General features: G+C 57.9%; 22 protein-coding genes. 18 read left to right on the plus strand and 4 right to left on the minus strand.

The window, feature by feature from the left end:
• Window positions 1–48: 48 nt before the first annotated feature.
• The 18 genes from L6762_RS06280 (at window position 49) to L6762_RS06365 (ending at window position 16,258) form a co-directional block, all read left to right on the plus strand.
• On the plus strand, window positions 49–966 hold the full coding sequence (locus L6762_RS06280; RefSeq protein WP_237186093.1) for an ABC transporter ATP-binding protein: 918 nt from the start codon (window positions 49–51) through the stop codon (window positions 964–966).
• A complete protein-coding gene (locus tag L6762_RS06285; RefSeq protein ID WP_237186094.1) occupies window positions 963–2,144 on the plus strand; it encodes an ABC transporter permease in 1,182 nt (393 codons plus the stop codon). Before L6762_RS06280 ends, L6762_RS06285 begins: the two co-directional genes overlap by 4 nt.
• 207 nt (window positions 2,145–2,351) lie before the next feature.
• The gene (gene rpsP, locus L6762_RS06290; protein ID WP_185174544.1) at window positions 2,352–2,780 is read left to right on the plus strand and encodes a 30S ribosomal protein S16; all 429 of its coding nucleotides are present in this window, start codon (window positions 2,352–2,354) and stop codon (window positions 2,778–2,780) included.
• Window positions 2,781–2,782: 2 nt separating this feature from the next.
• Entirely contained in the window at window positions 2,783–3,025 is a 243-nt protein-coding gene (locus L6762_RS06295) for an RNA-binding protein (RefSeq protein WP_237186095.1), read from the plus strand.
• 67 nt (window positions 3,026–3,092) lie between these two features.
• Window positions 3,093–4,724 carry an McrB family protein gene (locus L6762_RS06300; protein ID WP_237186096.1) on the plus strand — a complete coding sequence of 544 codons (1,632 nt, stop codon included), beginning with the start codon at window positions 3,093–3,095 and terminating at the stop codon, window positions 4,722–4,724.
• The gene (locus tag L6762_RS06305; RefSeq protein ID WP_237186097.1) at window positions 4,714–6,333 is read left to right on the plus strand and encodes an McrC family protein; all 1,620 of its coding nucleotides are present in this window, start codon (window positions 4,714–4,716) and stop codon (window positions 6,331–6,333) included. Before L6762_RS06300 ends, L6762_RS06305 begins: the two co-directional genes overlap by 11 nt.
• A gap of 143 nt (window positions 6,334–6,476) precedes the next feature.
• The gene (gene rimM, locus L6762_RS06310) at window positions 6,477–7,094 is read left to right on the plus strand and encodes a ribosome maturation factor RimM (RefSeq protein ID WP_237186098.1); all 618 of its coding nucleotides are present in this window, start codon (window positions 6,477–6,479) and stop codon (window positions 7,092–7,094) included.
• 5 nt (window positions 7,095–7,099) lie between these two features.
• Window positions 7,100–7,924, plus strand: coding sequence for a tRNA (guanosine(37)-N1)-methyltransferase TrmD (gene trmD / locus L6762_RS06315; protein ID WP_237186099.1), 825 nt, complete (start codon window positions 7,100–7,102; stop codon window positions 7,922–7,924).
• Between the two features lie 290 nt (window positions 7,925–8,214).
• Window positions 8,215–8,562 (plus strand): 50S ribosomal protein L19, encoded by a 348-nt coding sequence (gene rplS / locus L6762_RS06320; protein WP_135011098.1) that lies wholly within the window; start codon window positions 8,215–8,217, stop codon window positions 8,560–8,562.
• Between the two features lie 23 nt (window positions 8,563–8,585).
• A complete protein-coding gene (gene lepB / locus L6762_RS06325; protein ID WP_237186100.1) occupies window positions 8,586–9,242 on the plus strand; it encodes a signal peptidase I in 657 nt (218 codons plus the stop codon).
• Window positions 9,243–9,292: 50 nt separating this feature from the next.
• Window positions 9,293–10,027 (plus strand): signal peptidase I, encoded by a 735-nt coding sequence (lepB, locus tag L6762_RS06330; RefSeq protein ID WP_237186101.1) that lies wholly within the window; start codon window positions 9,293–9,295, stop codon window positions 10,025–10,027.
• A gap of 4 nt (window positions 10,028–10,031) precedes the next feature.
• Complete coding sequence (locus L6762_RS06335; protein ID WP_336603585.1) at window positions 10,032–10,814, plus strand: ribonuclease HII; 783 nt, start codon at window positions 10,032–10,034, stop codon at window positions 10,812–10,814.
• Entirely contained in the window at window positions 10,811–11,146 is a 336-nt protein-coding gene (locus L6762_RS06340) for a DUF2469 family protein (RefSeq protein ID WP_185174550.1), read from the plus strand. The genes L6762_RS06335 and L6762_RS06340 overlap by 4 nt, the downstream gene beginning before the upstream one ends.
• 278 nt (window positions 11,147–11,424) lie before the next feature.
• Entirely contained in the window at window positions 11,425–11,841 is a 417-nt protein-coding gene (locus L6762_RS06345; RefSeq protein ID WP_237186103.1) for a YraN family protein, read from the plus strand.
• Between the two features lie 2 nt (window positions 11,842–11,843).
• Window positions 11,844–13,394, plus strand: coding sequence for a YifB family Mg chelatase-like AAA ATPase (locus L6762_RS06350; protein ID WP_237186104.1), 1,551 nt, complete (start codon window positions 11,844–11,846; stop codon window positions 13,392–13,394).
• The gene (dprA, locus tag L6762_RS06355) at window positions 13,391–14,635 is read left to right on the plus strand and encodes a DNA-processing protein DprA (RefSeq protein ID WP_237186105.1); all 1,245 of its coding nucleotides are present in this window, start codon (window positions 13,391–13,393) and stop codon (window positions 14,633–14,635) included. The genes L6762_RS06350 and dprA overlap by 4 nt, the downstream gene beginning before the upstream one ends.
• 1 nt (window position 14,636) lies before the next feature.
• A complete protein-coding gene (locus L6762_RS06360; protein WP_237186106.1) occupies window positions 14,637–15,674 on the plus strand; it encodes a tyrosine recombinase XerC in 1,038 nt (345 codons plus the stop codon).
• Window positions 15,675–15,706: 32 nt separating this feature from the next.
• A complete protein-coding gene (locus L6762_RS06365) occupies window positions 15,707–16,258 on the plus strand; it encodes a DUF3145 family protein (protein WP_237186107.1) in 552 nt (183 codons plus the stop codon).
• A 96-nt stretch (window positions 16,259–16,354) separates the two neighbouring features.
• Here L6762_RS06365 and L6762_RS06370 read toward each other — a convergent pair whose 3' ends face one another.
• From L6762_RS06370 to L6762_RS06385, 4 genes are all read right to left on the minus strand, one after another.
• Window positions 16,355–17,626, minus strand: a complete 1,272-nt coding sequence (locus L6762_RS06370; protein ID WP_237186108.1) for a beta-ketoacyl-[acyl-carrier-protein] synthase family protein — start codon at window positions 17,624–17,626, stop codon at window positions 16,355–16,357.
• Window positions 17,627–17,718: 92 nt separating this feature from the next.
• Window positions 17,719–17,958 carry an acyl carrier protein gene (locus tag L6762_RS06375; RefSeq protein WP_185174557.1) on the minus strand — a complete coding sequence of 80 codons (240 nt, stop codon included), beginning with the start codon at window positions 17,956–17,958 and terminating at the stop codon, window positions 17,719–17,721.
• Between the two features lie 233 nt (window positions 17,959–18,191).
• Window positions 18,192–19,217 carry a beta-ketoacyl-ACP synthase III gene (locus tag L6762_RS06380; protein WP_237186109.1) on the minus strand — a complete coding sequence of 342 codons (1,026 nt, stop codon included), beginning with the start codon at window positions 19,215–19,217 and terminating at the stop codon, window positions 18,192–18,194.
• A 23-nt stretch (window positions 19,218–19,240) separates the two neighbouring features.
• Window positions 19,241–20,152, minus strand: a complete 912-nt coding sequence (locus L6762_RS06385) for an ACP S-malonyltransferase (RefSeq protein WP_237186110.1) — start codon at window positions 20,150–20,152, stop codon at window positions 19,241–19,243.
• Window positions 20,153–20,309: the final 157 nt, after the last annotated feature.

The following is a 20,309-nucleotide window of genomic DNA, read 5'->3' on the forward strand; positions in this document are numbered from 1 at the left end:
TGGGCTTTCTAGACTTGGGGGTACAAGCAAGATACAGGAAGTGCCCTTATGAACGACCGTACGATAGAAGTCCGCGACCTCACCAAGGTCTACGGCAGCGGCCCCACCGCAACAGCCGCCGTAGAAAAGGTGAGCTTTACCGTTGAACCCGGCTCCATGACCGGTTTTCTTGGCGCAAACGGTGCTGGCAAGACCACCACCATGCGCATGATTATGGGGCTGCTCGAACCGACTGCCGGGCAGGTACTTTACGGCGGGCGTGCCATCACCGCCGAAGATCGCGCAAACTTTGGCTACATGCCCGAAGAACGCGGCCTTTACCCCAAGCAGGCTATCTTGGCCCAGCTGGTTTACCTGGGGCAGTTACGCGGCATGAGCGCCAGCACCGCCCGGTCCGTCGCCACCGAACACCTGACTGAACTGGGGCTGGGAGAACGTCTGAACGACAAACTTGAATCCCTCTCCCTGGGTAACCAGCAGCGGGTACAGATTGTAGCCTCAATCCTGCACCAGCCCACCGCCCTGATTCTCGATGAGCCCTTCTCCGGCCTGGACCCCAGAGCCGTAGATACCATGGTTTCCATGATGCGGGAGCTCATGCGCACCGGCGTCCCCATCCTCTTCTCATCCCACCAGCTCGACCTGGTCGACCGCCTCTGTGACCGCGTCGTCATTCTGCATGGTGGCACCGTGCGGGCGGCCGGTAGCGCCACCGAACTCAGAGAATCAGGCACCCCCCGCTACCTCTACCGGGGAGGGGCCGATGCCGCCTGGCTGCGCGAACTACCCGGGGTCAGAGTCCTTGATGTATCCGGCACCGACGCCGTCCTCGAACTGGCCCCCGGCGCTGACCTCCCCAGCGTCCGTCACCAGATTTTCAGCAGCGGTCTGGAACACGATATACAGGAGTTCTCCCGCCAGCTTCCCACCCTCGGCGACATCTACCGAAAGGTCACCGGCCAATGAGCACCACACCAGCACAGCGCACTTCAAGGCCCAAGAACGCCTGGCAGATTGTTGCCACCCGCGAAATCATGGTCAAGCTGCGCGATAAATCCTTTATCGGGGGCACCATCTTCTCCCTGGTCATCATCCTGGCCGCAATCCTCATCCCCTACTTTGTCAGCTCCGGTTCTACCGACTACACCGTAGCCACCAGCGACGACCGGGCAAGCTCCCTGGTCGCCGCAGCCGATGCAGCGAGCGACGACGAAACCAGCTATACCGCCACCCAGGTTGACAGCGCGGACGCCGCCCGCACCCTCGTTGCCGACGGGGACGCGGACGCCTACCTCGCCCCCACCGACCAGGGCTGGGAACTCGTCTTTGACTCTTCTCCCGACAACAGCCTGGTCACTGAACTGAGCGCCGCCATCACCTCCACCGTTACAGCCGAAAACGCAGCTGCCTCAGGCGTTGATCTCGAAGCCCTGGCCGCGGGCACCCAGGTGAGCACCAGCGTCCTCTCCGGTAACAGCAATGCAGGGCTGGCCTTCCTTATCGCCATGGTCTTCGCCATGATTTTCTACATGACCACCGTGCTCTTCGGCGTAGCCATCGCCAACTCCGTGGTCGAAGAAAAACAAAACCGCATCGTCGAAATCATCGCCACCGCCATACCGCTCGGCCAACTTCTCGCCGGAAAAATCGTGGGCAACATCGTGCTCGCCATCCTGCAAGTAGCCATCTACGCAGTCGCAGGCCTCATCGGCATGCAAATTACAGGAAGTGCCTCAGAATTCGGCTGGATTCTACCCTCGGTCGGCTGGTTCGCCCTGTTCTACGTCGTTGGCTTCGCAGCTATCGCCACCATCTGGGCCGCAGTCGGCGCCATGGCAGCTCGCACCGAAGACATCGCCAACCTCTCCAACCCCATCACCATGGTGCTCATCGCCGCCCTCTTTGCCGGTATCTACGTCTCAGGAACCTGGCTCAAGGTCGTCTCCTTTGTGCCTGTCCTATCCTCCATCGCCATGCCCCGCCGCCTACTCACCGAAGACGTAGCCCTCTGGGAGCCCCTACTCGCCCTCGCCCTCACCCTGGCGGTAGCAGCCCTCCTCACCCGGCTCGGCGCCCGCATCTACCGCGCCAACATCATGCGCGGTGGAACCTCGGTGAGCTGGAAGCAGGCGCTGAGGAAATAAACACGGTCAGCTTGCTCACAACACGCTCACTGCATAGAGCGTAACCCTAGATTAAGCGGGGACAAGCTGGCATACTTGACGGGTACTCGATTTTTCCCGGCCCCTCTCATCCGGGAGGAATTGTGTCCGCAGAGGTCTTGACGAAGCCCGCCCCACGAGCTGAGACCTGACCTCGAACAGTTATAGAAAACAGGAGAAACCACTACAGTGGCTGTTAAAATTCGTCTGAAGCGTTTCGGTAAAATCCGCGATCCCCGCTACCGTGTTGTAGTAGCTGACTCACGCACCAAGCGTGACGGTAAGGCTATCGAGGAAATCGGCATTTACCACCCGACCGAGAACCCCTCACGCATCGAGATCAACTCAGAGCGTGCCCAGTACTGGCTGTCCGTTGGCGCCCAGCCCACCGAGCAGGTAGCTGCTCTGCTGAAGCTGACCGGCGACCTGGCTGCTGCCAAGGGCGAAAAGGCTGAGTCAACCGTAAAGCCCGTTGACGCCAAGCCCGAGTTCGTTGTTCCCGAAAAGGGTTCCGTTATCCTTCCCGAGGCAATCACCCCCAAGGGCGAGGACAAGGCTGAAGAAGCTCCCGCAGAAGAGGCTGCTGAAGAAGCAGCTTCTGAGGAAGCAGCTGAGTAATCATGTTGGCTGACGCTCTCGAACACCTCGTTCGGGGTATCGTCGACAACCCAGACGACGTCCAGGTGCGCGCCAAAACCGGCCGCCGGGGCGAAACCCTGGAGGTTCGCGTGAACCCTGATGACCTTGGCCGTGTGATTGGCCGCTCCGGCCGCACCGCCAAGTCCATCCGCACCGTGGTCAACGCCATCAACGACGGCGACCATGTGCGCGTAGACGTCATCGACACGGACAAGCGACGCTAACTGAATACAAAAAAGTAATCCTGAGTGTATAATATGCTCAGGATTACTTTTTTGTGAGGTTATATAAATGGATTCACCTGTCGAATGGATATCAGCCGATAAGTCTGTGACATCATATCAAGCAGACTCAAATCGAAAAGAACCGCAATCATTAACTTTTGATGAATTTCTCTCATTGAAGCTGGAAGATGGAGGGAAGTTTCACCTCCTGAGTGGTACTGTAATTGATTTTGAATACACAGGTACCAATGAGAAAATAAGTGGATTAATAAAAAAATATAAAGAAAACTATACTGTTGGTCGTAAATCAACTATTGGCCAGTCTTTAGTTGCGTTAGCTTATTTCGGTGGATACAAAAACTTTCTTGAAACTCAAGCCGGAAGCTTACCAATTGCAGGAAATATTAGAGTTAATGATCCTAAGATTTACCATAATTTTCTAGATAATTTCAAAAATTTTGTTGATGAACCTGAATTTCTTGAAATAAAAATGGTTGGATACAGTAGATATGATGAAAAGATTGGGACAACCTCAAGGGTGTTCAGAAATAACAATTTAAATGTTGAATTGGGCTGGTCGGAGGAAAATATGCTTGAGGAAGCTGGTGGTGGATACTCAGATTCTAAATTGGTAATTTCTTCACTAAATACAATTTTAGAGGGCGTAGCCGGCTGTGGAAAAACATATTATCAGAAATCGCTTTTTGATTCTCAAGATATCAACGGCCATTTTGGGTTTGACCCTGAACTAAGCGAAACTGTAGTTTTTCACCCCTCAACCTCGTATGAGGATTTTGTATCAGGTTTGCGTCCTCAGAAAGGCGGAAACTTTTCAGGTAAAGCTGGTATTTTCGTGGAGCTCTGTAACCGTGCTGCAGCAGACCAGGAGAATAACTACCTACTCTTTATCGATGAGATTAACCGTGCCAACACCGCGAAGGTATTCGGTGATCTACTCATGGTAATTGAGGAAGCCAAGCGAACTCCTAAAGAGCTACTCAGTAAGTACGGCCGAGCGGTTCTCACCCGTAAGGAAGCAAAGGAGCTGCAAAGTACCCGCTATGAAGATAAAGATCCGGAGCATGCAGCCGTTCGTTTGCAAACTGCAGTCGATGAGGTCCCCGGCATCTCTAAATTACCTGAAGAACCGCTCGAATATCTAGCTGTTCCTAACAACCTTTACATTGTTGGAACCATGAATTCGACGGACCGTTCTGTGGGAACCATCGACTTGGCTCTGCGGCGTCGCTTTACCTGGCACACCATGGAGCCTATGACAATGGAACAACTTCGTGGCCAGAAAAAAGTGAAACACCGCACTGACCTTGACCAGTTACGTCCTCTCCTGAGTTGGTATAACGAGGCTAATGAGAAGCTCTACACCAAGGTGGGCCCTGATGCACGCTTGGGACATTCCTACTTCTTCCAAGACGATAAATCTGCCCAGCAGATTGCCCATGACCTCCTCAAACAACTGGCTGAAATCGCCTACATCTTCCATCTAGAAGATTTAATGACCGAGTCACCCTTCAACCAGACAATTAACGGTCTCCGCCTTGAAATGCCGGGTGATGGTCTGGGCAAGAGAGTCATCGTAGCTTTTGCACCCACCAGTCCAGACACCGAAACCCCGGATGGGGGTGCAGAGCCCCTAGAATCTTCTGATGAGTCTTCAGAAAGCTTAGCTGATGAAGGTTAACGGTGCCCAGACCCAAACTGAAACCACCCGCTGGTTCCAGGTCAGTAGCCGGGGTAACGGGGTAGGGCTAACTGTGATTAGAGTTCCCATATCACCGAACTCCAATGACCATGCAACCTTGATTTTCCATATCCTACCCAAGCTGTGGCGCCCTCAATATGCGAGAACTCTTACCCTCGACATTGGAGAGCTAAAAGCTCACCAGGAAAATCACTTCGTCCTCAATGAGCAGGACCTTATCGGCGTACACGATTCCTACCTGGTGGAAGTGTTAACCACCCTGGTTGAGAATAAGCCAGTCACGGAAGAGCTCCTTGCAGAAGAAGCCGTTGTTTCTGCTTCTGAAAATGATGACAACTCCAGGCTCTCGCCTCTTTGGTCTGTAACATCTGCACCACAAGGGGGAGTGGGTGGGTTCCTTCTGCCTGAAAATTCACAAGAGCTGGAGGGGCCTATGGCCCTTTGGACCATGTTGGACGCCTATCAGGTTAAAATCGAGCCCATCCCGACTTCCAAAGATTTTGGATCAGCCGGTATGGCTATGTTTGCAACGAGCAGACTGATGAAGCAGTTTGTATACCAACGTTTTATCGAAGAAGTCCTGCTTTCCCTGCGAGACCGACGCCCCCAGTATGTCTTACAGACAGACCATATTGCTACTGTCAAAGGACGGATCACCCCGGAAGGGCTGATCAAAAGGAAGATTACTGGCTCAGCAAAAATTGAGTGTGAATTTGATGAGCTAACCCCGGATAATCACATCTGGCAGGTTATCAGGGCCGCTGTCGAGCTGTGTGTTCCCGAGCTCAAACGCCACCACGTCAAGAATAAAAAGACCAGCTATGCAAAGGCACTGCTAGCAGCAGCCCAATTGCGCGATGTCACGGTAGCTTCAAGACAGGCCCTTCTGTCGCAAGCAGCATACTACACTGTGCCCCGGCAAGAGTCCTCTGCTGTTCGCACTAGCTACGAACTTGCACGAGCAATCCTGCAGGCTAAGTTCAACGCATCAGTCAATAAGCAAGAAGCACCTGGTGTTGTAGCCAACCTCAAATACTCCATGAACGGACTCTGGGAACAGATGGTCCAAGAGCAATTCAATAAGGTTGATAATACTGAGGCTGCTGGACAAAACGAATCGGCAAAGGTCCATATTTTCTATGACCGGAAAGATGGACAGTGGGGTAGAGCGTTGGACGGCGGCAAACGACCTGACGTCGTCGTCAAATATACACAAAACAACACAGAATCAACCTTCTATGTAGACGCTAAATATAAGGTAAACGAACTGGGAATCACTAAGGCAGGGATGGGAGACCAATATCAGATGGCCACTTACGCCTTGAGAACCAAACGGAACGTATATCTGGCCTATCCCACCTGTGACGCTGAGCTGGTCAAAAAAGTGCCTGAATTCCAGTACATTCCCTACGCAGATCCGTACACCGATACCCAGGAAATACCTGCTACTAATGAATTTATTCAAGTAGGTCAGTTCTATCTTCCCTTCCCCTCCCAAGAGGACGCCCAAAGAAAGAACTTTGTTCCAACAGCAAGTCAACTGACTCCTGAACGGGTCAAGGAATTATCTCGCACCTCTTTTGCCTAGAGACAAAACTAGGAGAAGAAAAAGATAATAGCCCCATACCAGCATCTCGCTGGCATGGGGCTTTTACCTACCCACCGGCGTCCGTAAAACCCGGTAAAGTTAGACCCAAACCCCACACCACCTTTACCCCCAAGGAGATACGCGTGCAGGTACAGGTCGCCCGCATCGGCAAACCCCACGGCATCCGCGGCGAAGTCACCGTCCAGCTCTTCACCGACGCCCCCGAAGAACGCTTCGCTCCCGGGGCTGTACTGGAGATCGAAAACTTCAACCCCGCAAGCCCCGCAGGAGCCATCGCCCCCGCCGGAACCCTCACCGTCAAAAAAGCCCGCTGGAACAAGAAAATCCTGGTCGTAGCCTTCGAAGAAGTCACCAACCGCAACCAGGCCGAAGAACTCCGCGACACCCGCCTCACCTTCGACTCCTCCGCAGAAGCCGACACCGACAGCGACGACGAAGGCTACTACGAGCACGAACTGCTCGACCTGCCCGTCTACCTGGCCGCCGACATCAAGGACGGCTACCTACCCGAAGAACCCATCGCCATCGTCACCGGCCTGCAGACCATGCCCACCCAGGATCTGCTGATCCTCGAAAACACCGCAGATGGTGAAGAGGTCATGATCCCCTTCGTCGAAGAACTTATCCCCGCTATTGACACCGAAGAGGGCTACATCATCATCAACCCTCCCGCCGGCCTGCTCGAACTCAACAGCGACGATGAAGAAGTAGAGCCCGAGACCGAGAGTGAGCACAACTAACGCTCATGCGCTTTGACGTTATCACCATCTTCCCCGAATACCTGGCCCCGCTAGAGCTCTCCCTCATGGGCAAAGCTCGTGAATCGGGCAAGGTTGACCTGCACCTGACCAACCTGCGTGACTTCGCCTTTGACCGGCACAAGACCGTTGACGATACCCCCTACGGCGGGGGAGCGGGCATGGTTATGAAACCCGAGCCCTGGGGCCTCGCTCTGGACCAGGCACTTGCCGCCTCGCCGGCGTCCGCGCGGGCGGACGGGAGCAAACCCCTGCTGATCGTGCCCTCACCTGCCGGCACTGTCTTCAACCAGCAGCTGGCCTACGACTTGGCCGAAGAAGAGCACATCGTGTTCGCCCCGGCCCGCTACGAAGGCATTGACGAGCGGGTGCTGGACTGGGCTGAGCAGGAATTTAGGGTGCTGCCCGTATCAATCGGCGACTACGTGCTCTACGGGGGCGAGGTGGCCGTGATGGTCATGATTGAGGCCATTACCCGCCTGATACCCGGTGCTATGGGCAACCCTGAGTCCCTGGCCGAAGAGTCCCATACCGGCGGGCTGCTGGAGTACCCGGTCTACACCAAGCCCGCCACCTGGCGAAACCAGCAGGTGCCGCCCGTCCTGCTCTCTGGCAACCATGGCGCCATTGCCCGCTGGCGCCGCGACGAGCAGATCAAGCGCACCTTCGCCCGCCGCCCCGACATGATCAAGGCCTACCCCGCAGAGAACTGGGACAAGAAAGACCGCAAGCTCCTGCAGGAGCTGCACACCGAGCAGAAAGCCGCCAAAAAAGCTGAGCGCGAGGCCGGGCTTTCGAGGGAAGGCCAGTAAAGTAGGTAAGCTCACAAGCAACACGCGGACGCCCGCCCCGGGACCCCTGGTGCGGGCGGGTTTTCTGTGGGATAATTTTTATTTGTGTTCATGCTGGGCACGCCCCTGCCGCAGGGGGAAGAGCGACCTATAACAGCGTGAACCACCGGCTCTGACCGTTCAGAGCGCGGTGAGTAAAGAATTCATCGCAGACAGCATCAGTCTGGCACCACCCGGTGACCCCTAGACACTGCCTGCGACATACACCGAATATGTTTGACCTGCGGCAGAGATATTCACGGAGAAACTCAATGCAGACTCTTGACTTCATTGATAACAAGTCACTTCGCACCGACATCCCCGAGTTCGGCCCCGGCGACACCCTGAACGTACACGTCAACATTGTTGAAGGTAACCGCAGCCGTGTCCAGGTCTTCAAGGGCTTCGTTGTTGGCCGTCAGGGTGCTGGCGTCCGCGAAACCTTCACCGTCCGCAAGGTTTCCTTCGGTGTTGGCGTAGAGCGTACCTTCCCCGTACACTCTCCCGTCATCGAAAAGATCGAGGTTGTCACCCGCGGTGACGTCCGCCGTGCAAAGCTCTACTACATGCGCGACCGTCACGGTAAGGCTGCTCGTATCCGCGAGAAGCGCGAAGCCTAAGCCATTTAGGTTTCAACAGTTTTATGGAGACTGGCGTAAACGCCGACTCTTCTGAGGCAAGGCGCCAACCCTTTCTACAGGGCTGGCGCCTTGTTGCTGTCGCCGCAGCCCTCGCCTTTACCGTGCTCCTGGTGGTTCGTTCCTTTTTCATTGATGTGTTCTACATACCCTCAAGTTCCATGGAACCCACCTATGAACCGGGCGACCGTATTCTAGTCTCAAAACTAGCTACCGAGCCCCAGCGTGGCGATGTGGTCGTTTTTGACGGTACCGGCTCCTTTGCCCCCTATGTGCCCGGCAGCCCCTGGGTGCGTGATCCGCTCACAACCGCGGGGCAGTGGCTCGGGCTGGTGGGCTCAGATACGGTCTACATCAAGCGCGTCATCGGGGTAGCTGGCGATACCGTCGAGTGCTGCGATGCCGAGGGCTATCTTCTCATCAATGGGCAGCGCTCCGAAGAGCCCTATCTTTACCCCGGCGACAGCGCCAGCGAGGTGAGCTTTAGCGTGCAGGTACCCGAAGGACGCATGTGGGTGATGGGCGACCACCGCTCGGCGTCCGCTGACTCCCGGGCTCTGCTAGGGGCGCCCGGCGGCGGTATGATCCGCACCGAGAAAATCATCGGCACCCCGGTCTTCATCGCCTGGCCAGCCCACCGCTTTGGTCAAGCTCCCAGCTAAAACCACTAAACTATCCTCTAAACACGTTCACAGCAGAAGGGTGCGGGCTCATGGAGCAGCAGAATTCAGACAGCATCGAGGCAGCGGCACAGGACGCCACCACAGCCTCGACCGACAAGCCCCGCGGCGGTAAGCGCCGCCGCGAAAACAGCGCGGTCAAAGAGTACGCCCTGATTATCCTCTACGCTGTGCTCATCGCCTTCCTGCTGAAAACCTTTGTGGTTCGCGGGTTTTACATTCCTTCTAGCTCCATGGAAGATACCCTGCAGATCAACGACCGCGTTTTTGTGAACGTGGCAGGTGGACTCTTCACCGAAGCCGAGCGCGGTGACATCGTGGTCTTCAAGGACACTCAGGGCTGGATGCCTGTCTCTACCAGCTCTAACCCCGTGCGTGATGCGCTTGCCTTTGTGGGGGTTATGCCCGATAGCTCATCAAACTACCTGGTCAAGCGTGTGATTGGTGTGGGTGGTGACCATATCGTGGGTACTGCCGATGGCCGCATTACCGTCAACGGCGTAGAAATTGACGAGACCTACCTCAAGCCCGGTGTAAGCCCCACCGAGCTTCCCTTCGACGTGATCGTTCCCCAGAACTCCTACTTCGTCATGGGCGATAACCGCTCTAACTCTGCTGACTCCCGCTACCATATTCAGACCGGCACCGAGTTCATCAACGACGCCGACGTCGTGGGCGAAGTCTTTGTGGTCGCCTGGCCCCTGTCTAGCTTCACTTTCATTGGTGGGGCTAGCGATGTCTTTGCCGACGTACCCGATACCGAGTAAGACCGTGCCAGCTAAAGAACCCGCGTCCGCTGACCTGAGCGTCGAAACCCAGCTCTTTGCAGCGGGCAAGACCCTGGTGGCGGGTATGGACGAGGTGGGGCGCGGACCGCTGGCCGGGCCGGTCACCGTTGGGGTCGCCGTGATTGATGCGAACGCCCAGCTCAGCATCGAGGGGCTCATCGATTCAAAGGCCCTGACCGAGAAAAAGCGGGTGGCGATGGCTCCGCAGGTGAAGCAGTGGGCCGTGACCGCGGTGGGGCACGCCAGCCCTGCTGAAATCGATGCTCTGGGTATCACCACGGCCCTGCGTTTAGCGGGGCAGCGGGCTCTTGCCAAGGTGGCCCGGGCTGGGGCTTACCCTGACGCCGTCCTTTTGGACGGCAAGCATAACTGGCTTTCTGCTCCCTATGCTGACCTTTTTGCCGACCTTGATCCGGCAACCGCCCTCTACCGTGGGTTGGTGGCTGAAGCCTGGGCAGGGCTGGCGGGGGAGTCAGGTGGCTGGTTCGGGCCGGTGCAGATGGAGATTAAGGGTGACTACCGTTGTGCCTCTATCGCGGCAGCTTCGGTGGTGGCTAAGGTGGAGCGCGATACCCTCATGGACGAGCTGGACGCCCGCTACCCCGGCTACGGCTGGGCGAAAAATAAGGGCTACGGGTCGGGTGCCCACCGCACCGCGATAGAAACGATGGGGCCCACCCCATTGCATCGGCTGAGCTGGTCGCTGCCGGCTACCGAGGCACAAATCCAGCAGGCTATGGTGGAACGAGAGAAGGAAGAAGTATGAGCCAAGAGGATCTTGAGAGCTACGAGTCAGGTGCCCAGCTAGCCCTGTATGAAGAGTACAAGAATGTAGCTGAGCTCTTTACCTATATCGTTGAGACCGACCGCCGTTTTTATCTGGCCAACCAGGTGCAGGTGACCCCGCGAACTGCTGATGGGTCTCTGTATTTTGAGGTTGAGATGCAGGACGTGTGGGTGTGGGATATTTTCCGCCAGTCTCGGTTTGTTAAGAACGTGAAGGTGTATTCGGTGCGCGATGTGAACGTTGAAGAACGCGCTGCTGCCGAAGACCTGGTAGTGCCGACCATGAGTGATTTCGACCCCGGTTCGGCCTAAAAACTAGCGTATGAGCCCGCCTCCTTCCCGTGAGGGAAGGGGCGGGTTTTTGTATGCAGAGATGCGCGGACGCCCGGTGCAGCTGGCTGGGGATAAGGACGCGCGGGGCGTCATAGTTGCGTCATGGCTGTACCGTTTATGAGCGCGAAGACGGGAGCTATCTGGTGCTGACCTGGTGGTATAGGGAAGGGCAGATATCCACAGCCAGCGCAGAGGTAGGCAGAACCAGACACAGCAGGTCATGATGGGGCTAACCCTGATACTTGAAGGAGGCCCCCATGAACCCCGCACTACAGCCAGTCTCGCCCCATGCGTCCTTGCGGCCCAAAGAAGTGGGGCGCTGGGGTGAAGATATCGCCCTGGCAGTCTTAGAGCAACAGGGCTATACCCTCTTGGCTCGTAACTGGCGTCCTGCACGAACTGAAGAGCGGCCGCGGTGGAGCGGCGAACTTGATTTGATTATGCGCGATAGCGACCAGACCCTGGTATTTATCGAGGTTAAAACCCGTTCTGGTGTGGGCTACGGGCACCCTCTTGAATCTATTACTTCCCGGAAATGCCAGATGCTACGATACCTGGCCTACGCCTGGTTAGCAGAAAACCGGGCTCCCTGTTCTACCATGAGAGTAGACGCTATTGCCCTGTGCGGGAGCCCCACTGATTTCACCTTTGAGCATCGGCAGGCGGTGGTGTAGCCGTGGCCTTCGCACGAACCTATTCGGTTGCCCTGGTGGGCGTCACCGGCTATCTCGTTGAAGTAGAAGCCGATATCTCATCTGCCCTACCCGGCTTCGTCCTGCTTGGCTTGCCCGATAGTTCTTTGAACGAGGCCAAAGACCGGGTACGGTCTGCCGCGAAGAATTCCGGGCTGCCCCTGCCACCCCAGAAACTCACCATCAACCTCACCCCGCCTACTCTTCCCAAACGCGGCTCGGCATTTGATGTGGCCATGTTGGTTGCAGCCCAGCAGGCGGCGGGGCAGCTAGGTTCATCAGGCCGCACGGTCTTCCTGGGCGAAGTCGGTCTCGATGGGAGCGTGCGACAGGTTCCCGGAGTACTACCTGCCGTCAAAGCCGCCCGCGATGCCGGTCATGAGCGGGTAGTTGTACCCGAAGGCAACGCCCAAGAAGCAGCCCTCATAGAGGGGGTTGAAGTGACCGGGGTCAGCTGTCTCGCTGAAGTGTTTGAACTTCTGGGCTGCCCCGAACCAGAAAAACTCAAAAGACCAGTTCTGGTGGGGAGCCAGAGGACCGTTGCGGAGCCCAGCAGCCCGCAGCAGAGCGCTGATATGGCAGATGTTGCCGGGCAGGCTGAGGGGCGCCTAGCCCTTGAAATAGCGGCTGCAGGGGGCCATCACCTGTTGCTGACCGGCCCCCCTGGTTCTGGCAAGACCATGCTGGCAGAACGCCTCCCCGGTATTCTTCCTCCGCTCACACCGCAAGAAGCCCTGGATGTCACCGCGGTGCACTCGCTCTGCCGTTCGGGTGAGCCGCTCACCGAACTGATGACCAGACCGCCTTTCGAAGCACCCCACCACACTGCCAGCGCACCGGCGATTATGGGAGGCGGTGCCGGGCTGCCCAAGCCGGGGTGTATCTCAAAGGCGCACCGGGGCGTCCTTTTTCTCGATGAAGCCCCGGAATTTAAGCGCAGCGTTTTAGATTCTCTGCGCCAGCCCCTCGAAAGCGGCGAAGTTATTATTAGTCGCTCAGCTGCTTCAGCCCGATACCCGGCTAGGTTCCAACTCGTTTTAGCTGCCAACCCTTGCCCCTGCGGCTACAACGTTGGTCGGGGTCTGGACTGCACCTGTACCAGTCGAGAGCGAAGGTCCTACTTCAGCCGGCTATCGGGGCCCCTGCTCGACCGTATCGATCTTCATATCAGCGTTCCTAAAGTAACGGCCGCCGACCTCGCTACCAGCGGCACCAACGAAAGCTCAGAGGAAATCCGTTACCGGGTTAGCCAAGCCCGCAAAGCCCAGGCAGAAAGACTGAGTCCGCTGGGCATGGCCACAAACGCTGAGACGAACGGCAAGATTCTGCGAGGCCCTCTCAAGCTTCCATCCCAACTCACCTCGTCCCTCTCCACCGCCCTGGACCACGGCACCCTCACAGCCCGCGGCTATGACCGAGTACTACGGACAGCCTGGACCTTAGCCGATTTAGATGGAGCCACCAGCCCCAGCCGAGACCACCTTGACCTTGCCCTCTACTTCCGCAACCATGCCACTGAAAGCTACCAGACATGACACATCACGACCCCCACCACGATATTCGTAGAGCCCGCACCGAGATCCTGCGCATTACCGACCCCGAGGACGTCGCCACCTACACCCTGCTTCGGCTTGTGGGACCGGTGCGTGCCGCAGACTACCTCACCGGCCGTCAGGAGCTCACCCCGCATCTTTTAGCCCGCCACCTTGAGGAAGCAGGAGCGCACGATGTCTCTGCGGCACCTGCCCTAGCTAGTGCCATCGGCGAACGGACGCAGCGGTGGAAGAACAGACGGGCAGGTATCAGCGTCCAACAGGATACGGCTTTAGCCCGGGCTAGCGGCAGCTGGCTGTGTATACCCGAAGACCCAGACTGGCCACAGGCCTTGAATGACCTCGCAGAAAAAACTCCGGTCGGCCTCTGGGGCAGGGGAGAGCGCCAGCTGCTGGCTCAGCTCACCACCGAAAAGAGTTATGCGGTAGTGGGGTCCCGCGATGTCAGCTCCTACGGTAACTCAGCAACCAGCCACCTGGCCGGTGAACTAGCAAACCGGGGCTATACGGTGGTCTCAGGCGGAGCCTTTGGTGTAGATGCCACCGCCCATCGAGCTGCCCTCGCTACGGCGACGTCTTCCCTGCCCACGGTAGCTTTGATGGCGGGAGGTCTTGACCGTCTTTACCCCAAGCCCAATGAACGCCTGCTGCACGAGATCATTGAACGGGGCCTGCTGCTGAGCGAGGTTCCCCTGGGGCAGAACCCCACCCGTTACAGGTTCCTTCAACGTAATCGGCTTATCGCCGCTCTCACCGGGGCCAGCATAGTTATCGAAGCCCGCTGGCGCAGTGGCGCGCTCAACACAGCCCATCATGCTCTGGAACTGGGTCGCCCCGTCTACGCTGTACCCGGCCCTATCTTTTCACCGACCTCAGAAGGCTGCCACCGTCTGATTCGAGACGGTCTAGCCCAACTTGTGACCGATGCCCGGCAGATTCTTGACGACAGAACTTCGGAGATAGCTGCAGAACAAACCAGCCTATTTGCAGCTCCTTCTGCCCACCAGCAGCTCCTGGATTCGCTTACCGAAACTCAAAGACGGGTGTGGGACGTACTGCCCCTCCGCACTCCGGCTACCGTCGAACAGCTCAGTGCTGACCTTGCGCTACCTGCCCGAACCGTCATGATTGCCCTATCTCAACTCAACCGACTCAACCTCGCAGAGCAGGAAGGCATGGGCTGGCGAAAAACCAAACCACCGGCGGAAAGCTCCGGGGGATAGAATGAAGACCTCACCTCAGTCACCGGTAGGAAGGAGCAGTACGGTGCACTCTGCAGACCAGCTACCCACCACCCTCAAAATCGGGGCCTCCACGGTCGACGAAGACCGAGAGTTCGTACGAGCCCTTGAAGCTTTTGAACGCTACCTCACCTACGAGCTCCACCGCTCACCCCAAACAATTCGGGCCTACGTCTCTGATCTCACCGATTTCTTTGCCCACGCTCGCAGGCACGGCACCACCCACCTCTCCCACATCACCCTTGAAGTCATTCGAGACTGGCTAGCCTACCATCACCGCAAACAAGCTGCCCGGAGCTCTATGGCCCGACGGACCTCGTCCTTGCGGACCTTCTTCACCTGGGCGGAGGAAGAAGAACTCATCCAAGCCAACCCGGCACTCAAACTCACTACCCCCAAGAAGAGCAACCACCTGCCCTCGGTACTCAGCGAAACCCAGATGCAGGCCCTCACCACAACCCTCACAGCAGCTCTGGAGCAGACCCCGCGGGACGCCCGACTCCTGCGTCTTCAGGCGGTAGTGGAGCTACTCTACGCCAGCGGGTTGCGCATCTCTGAGCTCACAGGTCTCGACCTAGCAAGCATTGACCGCCACCAGCGAACCCTACGCGTGCTGGGTAAGGGCAATAAAGAGCGGGTTGTGCCCTTCGGAGCCCAGGCTATGCAGGCTCTCAACCGGTGGGTTGTGGCAGGACGCCCGCAGTGGCTTCCCGAGATAGAAGAAGCTAAAAGCGCCCCGGCTCAACACGCCCTCTTCATCGGCCCCCAGGGTAAACGCGCCAACCCCCGGCAGATTCGCCAAGACCTTACCACCCTGCTGGGTACTTTGGGCGATACCGAAGCCACAGGCGCCCACGTCTTCCGCCATACAGCTGCAACCCACATGGTCGATGGGGGAGCAGACATCAGAGCCGTCCAAGAGTTTCTTGGGCACAGTTCTTTAGCAACCACCCAGGTCTACACCCACGTCTCGGTAGACCGCCTTGCCCAGGCCTATAGCAGGGCTCACCCCAGGGCCTAAAGGTAAGGCAGAAGGTATAGGATGGGAAGACCATGTTTTCACCAGCAGAAAAGCCCGGCCAGCCCGTTCCACTACCGCCAGAGACTATCGGCAACCCTACCGGTGGTTTTATCTTTCTGCTGGCTGTCCCCTCAGCTCTCACAAGTCACGTGACCTGGGCTCTTGAAAATCTCACTGCTCACCGGCTGACCCCCACCTGGCAAGCCCAACCCCAGAAACCGGGCTACCACCGTGCAGATATCAGCTGGCAGGGCAACAGCGGGGGAGCCGCTCTCATCGCCTCCACCCTGCGGCACTTCAAGGGTAGCTATTTTGAAGTCACCGAGCGCCGCACCGCAACCTCCGATGCCTTACGCATCATGCATACCCCCGAACTCGGTATCTGTACCCTACCGGTAGACCTCCAGGGCAACTTCACCGTGACCGAAGACCGCATCCGCTATGCCTTCGAAAAGGCAGCCGGTAATTTCGATGAACTTTACCGGCAGTTCTCTGCGGCCGTTGGCCAGCCCTGGGACGACGAACTTGAGCCCCTGCGTCCTAACGCTTCATCGGCTAGCGCTACCGCCAGGCTCCGGGCCTAAGACAAGAGAGTGTGCCCCAGAGCACAGCAAAGGGCCCTTCTGCCCGAACCAGGGTTCGCGCAGAAGGGCCCTTGCACACGCTAGACCAGCACGGTGTTAGTTACTGACGCTACGGAAAGCCGCTACAGCGTTGTGGCCACCAAAACCGAAGGAGTTCGAGACAGCAACAATCTCACCGGCAGGAAGGTCCCGAGCCTCGGTGACAACGTCGAGGTCAATCTCGGGGTCCTTGTTCTCCAGGTTGATGGTGCAGGGAGCCTTGCGGTGGTAAACCGCAAGAACAGTTAGCACAGCTTCAAGAGCACCGGCACCGCCGAGCAGGTGACCGGTCATTGACTTGGTTGCAGATACAGCTACCTTGCCGGTGTGCTCACCGAAGACCTCACGCAGAGCCAGAGACTCGGGGATATCACCCACGGGAGTAGAGGTTGCGTGCGCATTGACGTGCACTACCAGCTCGGGAGAAATACCGCCATCGGTCAGAGCTTCCTGCAGGGCGCGGGTAGCACCCAGAGCAGCCGGGTCGGGAGCGGTGATGTGGTGGGCGTCCGCTGAGACGCCGGTGCCAACCAGCTCCGCGTAGATACGGGCTCCGCGGGCCAGCGCGTGCTCCTCAGATTCAAGAATTAGCGCAGCACCGCCCTCACCCATCACAAAACCGTCGCGGCCGATATCGTAGGGGCGGGAAGCACCAGCAGGGTCATCGTTGCGGGTCGATAGGGCCTGCATCTTTGCAAAGGCGCCAATCGTCATGGGGTGGATCGCGGCCTCAGAACCACCGGCAATCACCACATCGGCCTTACCCGAGCGAATCAGCATCAGGCCCAGCTCCAAAGCCTCGGTCGACGAAGCGCAGGCAGACACCACGGTCTGGGCAGCGCCACGGGCCTTCAGATTCATCGAGACGGCAGCAGCATTTGAATTGGGCATCAGCATGGGAACCGTCATAGGCAGCATACGGCGCGGGCCCTTCTCGCGCAGAGTATCCCAGGCATCAAGCAGAGTCCACACACCACCGATACCGGTACCAAAAGCAACCGCGGTCCGCAGCGGGTCGCACTCTTCGGCAGCCTCAGCGTCAGGGCCGCTAAAACCGGCGTCCTCCCAGGCCTCGCGCGCAGCAACCAAAGCCAGCTGGCCCGAGGGGTCCAGGCGCTTAGCCTCAACCTTGGTCAGGCGGCCCGAATCAACAGCGTCTACAGCCACACGGCCAGCAATCGAAACCGGCAGGTCGAATTCCTCAACCCAGGGCTCTTCAATAGTGGTGATGCCTGAGACACCTGCAAGCGCATTTTCCCAGGTCGTCGGAACATCCCCACCGATGGGGGTGGTGGCGCCGAGGCCGGTGACCACAACTTTACGAGTCATGCTTGATTCCTTCGAATACAGTCTTGGGTTGGGGTAAAGAATAAAAAGCAGGTTGGGCACGATCAGACCGTGCCCAACCTTGTCAACGCGACTTAGGCGTTAGCGATGAAGTTAACAGCGTCGCCGACGGTCTTCAGGTTCTTGACCTCTTCGTCGGGAATGGTAACGCCGAACTTTTCCTCAGCGTTCACAACGATGGTCATCATTGAGATGGAGTCGATGTCCAGGTCCTCGGTGAAGGACTTCTCGAGCTGGACGTCCTCAACCTCTACACCGGTCTCTTCGTTCACGATTTCTGCAAGACCTGCGAGGATTTCGTTCTGATCTGCCATGATGGCTCCTTCGTCTTAGTATGAGTGGCGTGGGGCCACTGATGTAACTCACCGCGCAGGGGCGCGCAGCGGTTAAGGGTAAGTGAGCGATGCCCACTTTAGCTTCCAAAAATGAGTGTAGCCCCTAGCCCGCACAAAGCTCAGCTGTGACGCCACCTAATTTTTGAAATAAATCTAACATTTTGTCAAAATACGGTGCGGACGCCCGCCCCGCCCACCCGGCACAGGGCAGGTCAGGGGAGCACAACAACCTGGGCCGCGTAGGCCAGACCCGCACCGAAACCAATCTGCAGGGCAAACTTACCAGAGAGGTCGGGGTTGTCTTGGAGCAGCTGGTGGGCAGCTAGCGGAACAGAGGCAGCAGAGGTGTTACCTGCACACTCAATATCGCGGGCCACCACAACGCTCTCGGGTAGCTTCAGGGTTTTCACCATCTGGTCGATAATGCGCATGTTCGCCTGGTGAGTCACCAGCGCTCCCAAATCATCTGCAGTAATACCGGCAGCATCGAGAGCCTTCTGCGCAACCTTAGCCATCTCCCAGACAGCCCAACGGAAGACCGTCTGACCGTCCTGACGCAGGGTCGGCCAAAGCTTCTCGCCCTCCTGCACCGGGTTAGCCACAAAATCACGGTTGCGGATATCAAGCATGGAATGGGTCATACCCACAGCGCCCCAGCGCTCGCCGTCCGAACCCCAGATAGTGGGGCCGATGCCGGGTTCATCGGAGGCACCTACGACCGCCGCACCAGCACCGTCACCGAGCAGGAAGGAAATGGTGCGTTCGGTGTTGTCGATGAAATCCGAGAGTTTCTCAACGCCGATGACCAGAACCTTCTGGGCGGTGCCGGAGCGCACCAGGGCGTCCGCCTGGGCGATGCCGTAGCAGAAGCCTGCACAGGCTGCTGAGATATCGTAAGCAGGAGCCTTGGACCCCACAGCTTCCGCTACCAGGGTCGCGAGGGCGGGGGTTGCGTAGGGGTGGGAGATGGTGGCGACGATGACGGCATCCAGCTCTTCGCCCTGCACACCTGAGGCGGCCAGGGCGTCCTTGGCAGCTCCCACAGCCAGGTCGGTAACTGAAATCTTCTCTGACGCGCGGTGGCGGGTCTTAATGCCGGTGCGCTGGACGATCCACTCGTCGGAGGAATCAATGGGGCCGGCAATGTCGTCGTTGGTGACGATGAGGTCAGGGCGGGAGGCGCCGTAGCCCAGAATACGGGAGTAGCGGTTGGGCTCAACCTGCTTGAGAGTAGGCATCGTGAAGTCCTTTCGGGGAAACTTTAGGCCTGGAGAGCCTGGGCTAGGGCGGCAAGGTCGTCGGGGGTGTTGATGGCAGACGCCGGTGTGCCGCGCATACCGCGCTTGGCGAGACCCACGAGGGTACCAGCGGGAGCAACCTCAACAAGACGGGTAACTTCCCGCTCCGCGAGGGTTGCCATACACAGGTCCCAGCGGACGGGGCGGGTCACCTGGGCAACCAGCGATTCAAGGGCCGCTGCCCCCGAGGCAACGGGCTGGCCGTCGAAGTTTGAGAGCAGCTCAGCAGTCGGTTCTGCGGGGGAGAGGCCTGCCGCAAAGTCTGCCAGGGGCCCCTGGGCTGCCGCCATGTAGTCGGTATGGAAAGCACCGGCTACCTTCAGCGGAATCACGCGGGTCTTGGCGGGCGGGTTCTCGGCGAAAGCTGCAAGAGCGTCGATGGAACCAGCGGCTACAATCTGCCCGCCGCCGTTCGAGTTGGCGGCGGTGAGGTTTGCTTCAGCGATAGCGGCGCGGACGTCGTCCTCAACTCCGCCAAGCACGGCGGCCATGCCGGTGGGGGTAGCGGCAGCTGCCTGAGCCATGCCGTCGGCCCGCACCTTGATAAACCGCATGGCGTCCTCTTCGGTGAGCACACCGGCTAGGGCTGAAGCTGTAATTTCACCTACCGAGTGACCGGCAAAAACAAGCTTCTGGCCCTCCAAGGTCTTCTGGGCTAGGCGACCGGTGACAAGACCAGCTGCCACAATCAGGGGCTGGGCAATAGCGGTGTCCTTGATGGTTTCCTCATCGGCCTCGGTGCCGTAATGAACCAGGTCGAGCTCTACAGCCTCAGAGAGGCGCTCGAGGTGGGGGCGTACCCCATCGAGGTCTAACCAGTTTGTGAGGAATCCGGGCTTCTGCGACCCCTGGCCGGGGCACACCAGTGCTATCACGCGTAACCGCCTTGAAAATAGAGTGTGAGACCTAGAACTTGAAAGTTTCTAGCGCTTTGTTCAAATAACTATCCTACTCCTGTTGGCAGGCTAGCTGGGACGGCACAGCTGTTCAATCTCAAAAGCCAAGAAAACTCACAGCTAAGGACTTCGGCCC

It is taken from the genome of Rothia nasimurium (assembly GCF_928381705.1).
Taxonomy (GTDB): Bacteria; Actinomycetota; Actinomycetes; order Actinomycetales; family Micrococcaceae; genus Rothia; species Rothia nasimurium_G.

Bases quoted from the DNA above. Each gene is read 5' to 3' on its own strand.
- L6762_RS06280 (WP_237186093.1), top strand. From the start codon at position 49: ATGAACGACCGTACGATAGAAGTCCGCGACCTCACCAAGGTCTACGGC.
- L6762_RS06285 (WP_237186094.1), top strand. From the start codon at position 963: ATGAGCACCACACCAGCACAGCGCACTTCAAGGCCCAAGAACGCCTGG.
- L6762_RS06295 (WP_237186095.1), top strand. From the start codon at position 2,783: ATGTTGGCTGACGCTCTCGAACACCTCGTTCGGGGTATCGTCGACAAC.
- L6762_RS06300 (WP_237186096.1), top strand. From the start codon at position 3,093: ATGGATTCACCTGTCGAATGGATATCAGCCGATAAGTCTGTGACATCA.
- L6762_RS06305 (WP_237186097.1), top strand. From the start codon at position 4,714: ATGAAGGTTAACGGTGCCCAGACCCAAACTGAAACCACCCGCTGGTTC.
- trmD (WP_237186099.1), top strand. From the start codon at position 7,100: ATGCGCTTTGACGTTATCACCATCTTCCCCGAATACCTGGCCCCGCTA.
- rplS (WP_135011098.1), top strand. From the start codon at position 8,215: ATGCAGACTCTTGACTTCATTGATAACAAGTCACTTCGCACCGACATC.
- lepB (WP_237186100.1), top strand. From the start codon at position 8,586: ATGGAGACTGGCGTAAACGCCGACTCTTCTGAGGCAAGGCGCCAACCC.
- lepB (WP_237186101.1), top strand. From the start codon at position 9,293: ATGGAGCAGCAGAATTCAGACAGCATCGAGGCAGCGGCACAGGACGCC.
- L6762_RS06340 (WP_185174550.1), top strand. From the start codon at position 10,811: ATGAGCCAAGAGGATCTTGAGAGCTACGAGTCAGGTGCCCAGCTAGCC.
- L6762_RS06345 (WP_237186103.1), top strand. From the start codon at position 11,425: ATGAACCCCGCACTACAGCCAGTCTCGCCCCATGCGTCCTTGCGGCCC.
- dprA (WP_237186105.1), top strand. From the start codon at position 13,391: ATGACACATCACGACCCCCACCACGATATTCGTAGAGCCCGCACCGAG.
- L6762_RS06360 (WP_237186106.1), top strand. From the start codon at position 14,637: ATGAAGACCTCACCTCAGTCACCGGTAGGAAGGAGCAGTACGGTGCAC.
- L6762_RS06365 (WP_237186107.1), top strand. From the start codon at position 15,707: ATGTTTTCACCAGCAGAAAAGCCCGGCCAGCCCGTTCCACTACCGCCA.
- L6762_RS06370 (WP_237186108.1), bottom strand. From the start codon at position 17,626: ATGACTCGTAAAGTTGTGGTCACCGGCCTCGGCGCCACCACCCCCATC.
- L6762_RS06375 (WP_185174557.1), bottom strand. From the start codon at position 17,958: ATGGCAGATCAGAACGAAATCCTCGCAGGTCTTGCAGAAATCGTGAAC.
- L6762_RS06380 (WP_237186109.1), bottom strand. From the start codon at position 19,217: ATGCCTACTCTCAAGCAGGTTGAGCCCAACCGCTACTCCCGTATTCTG.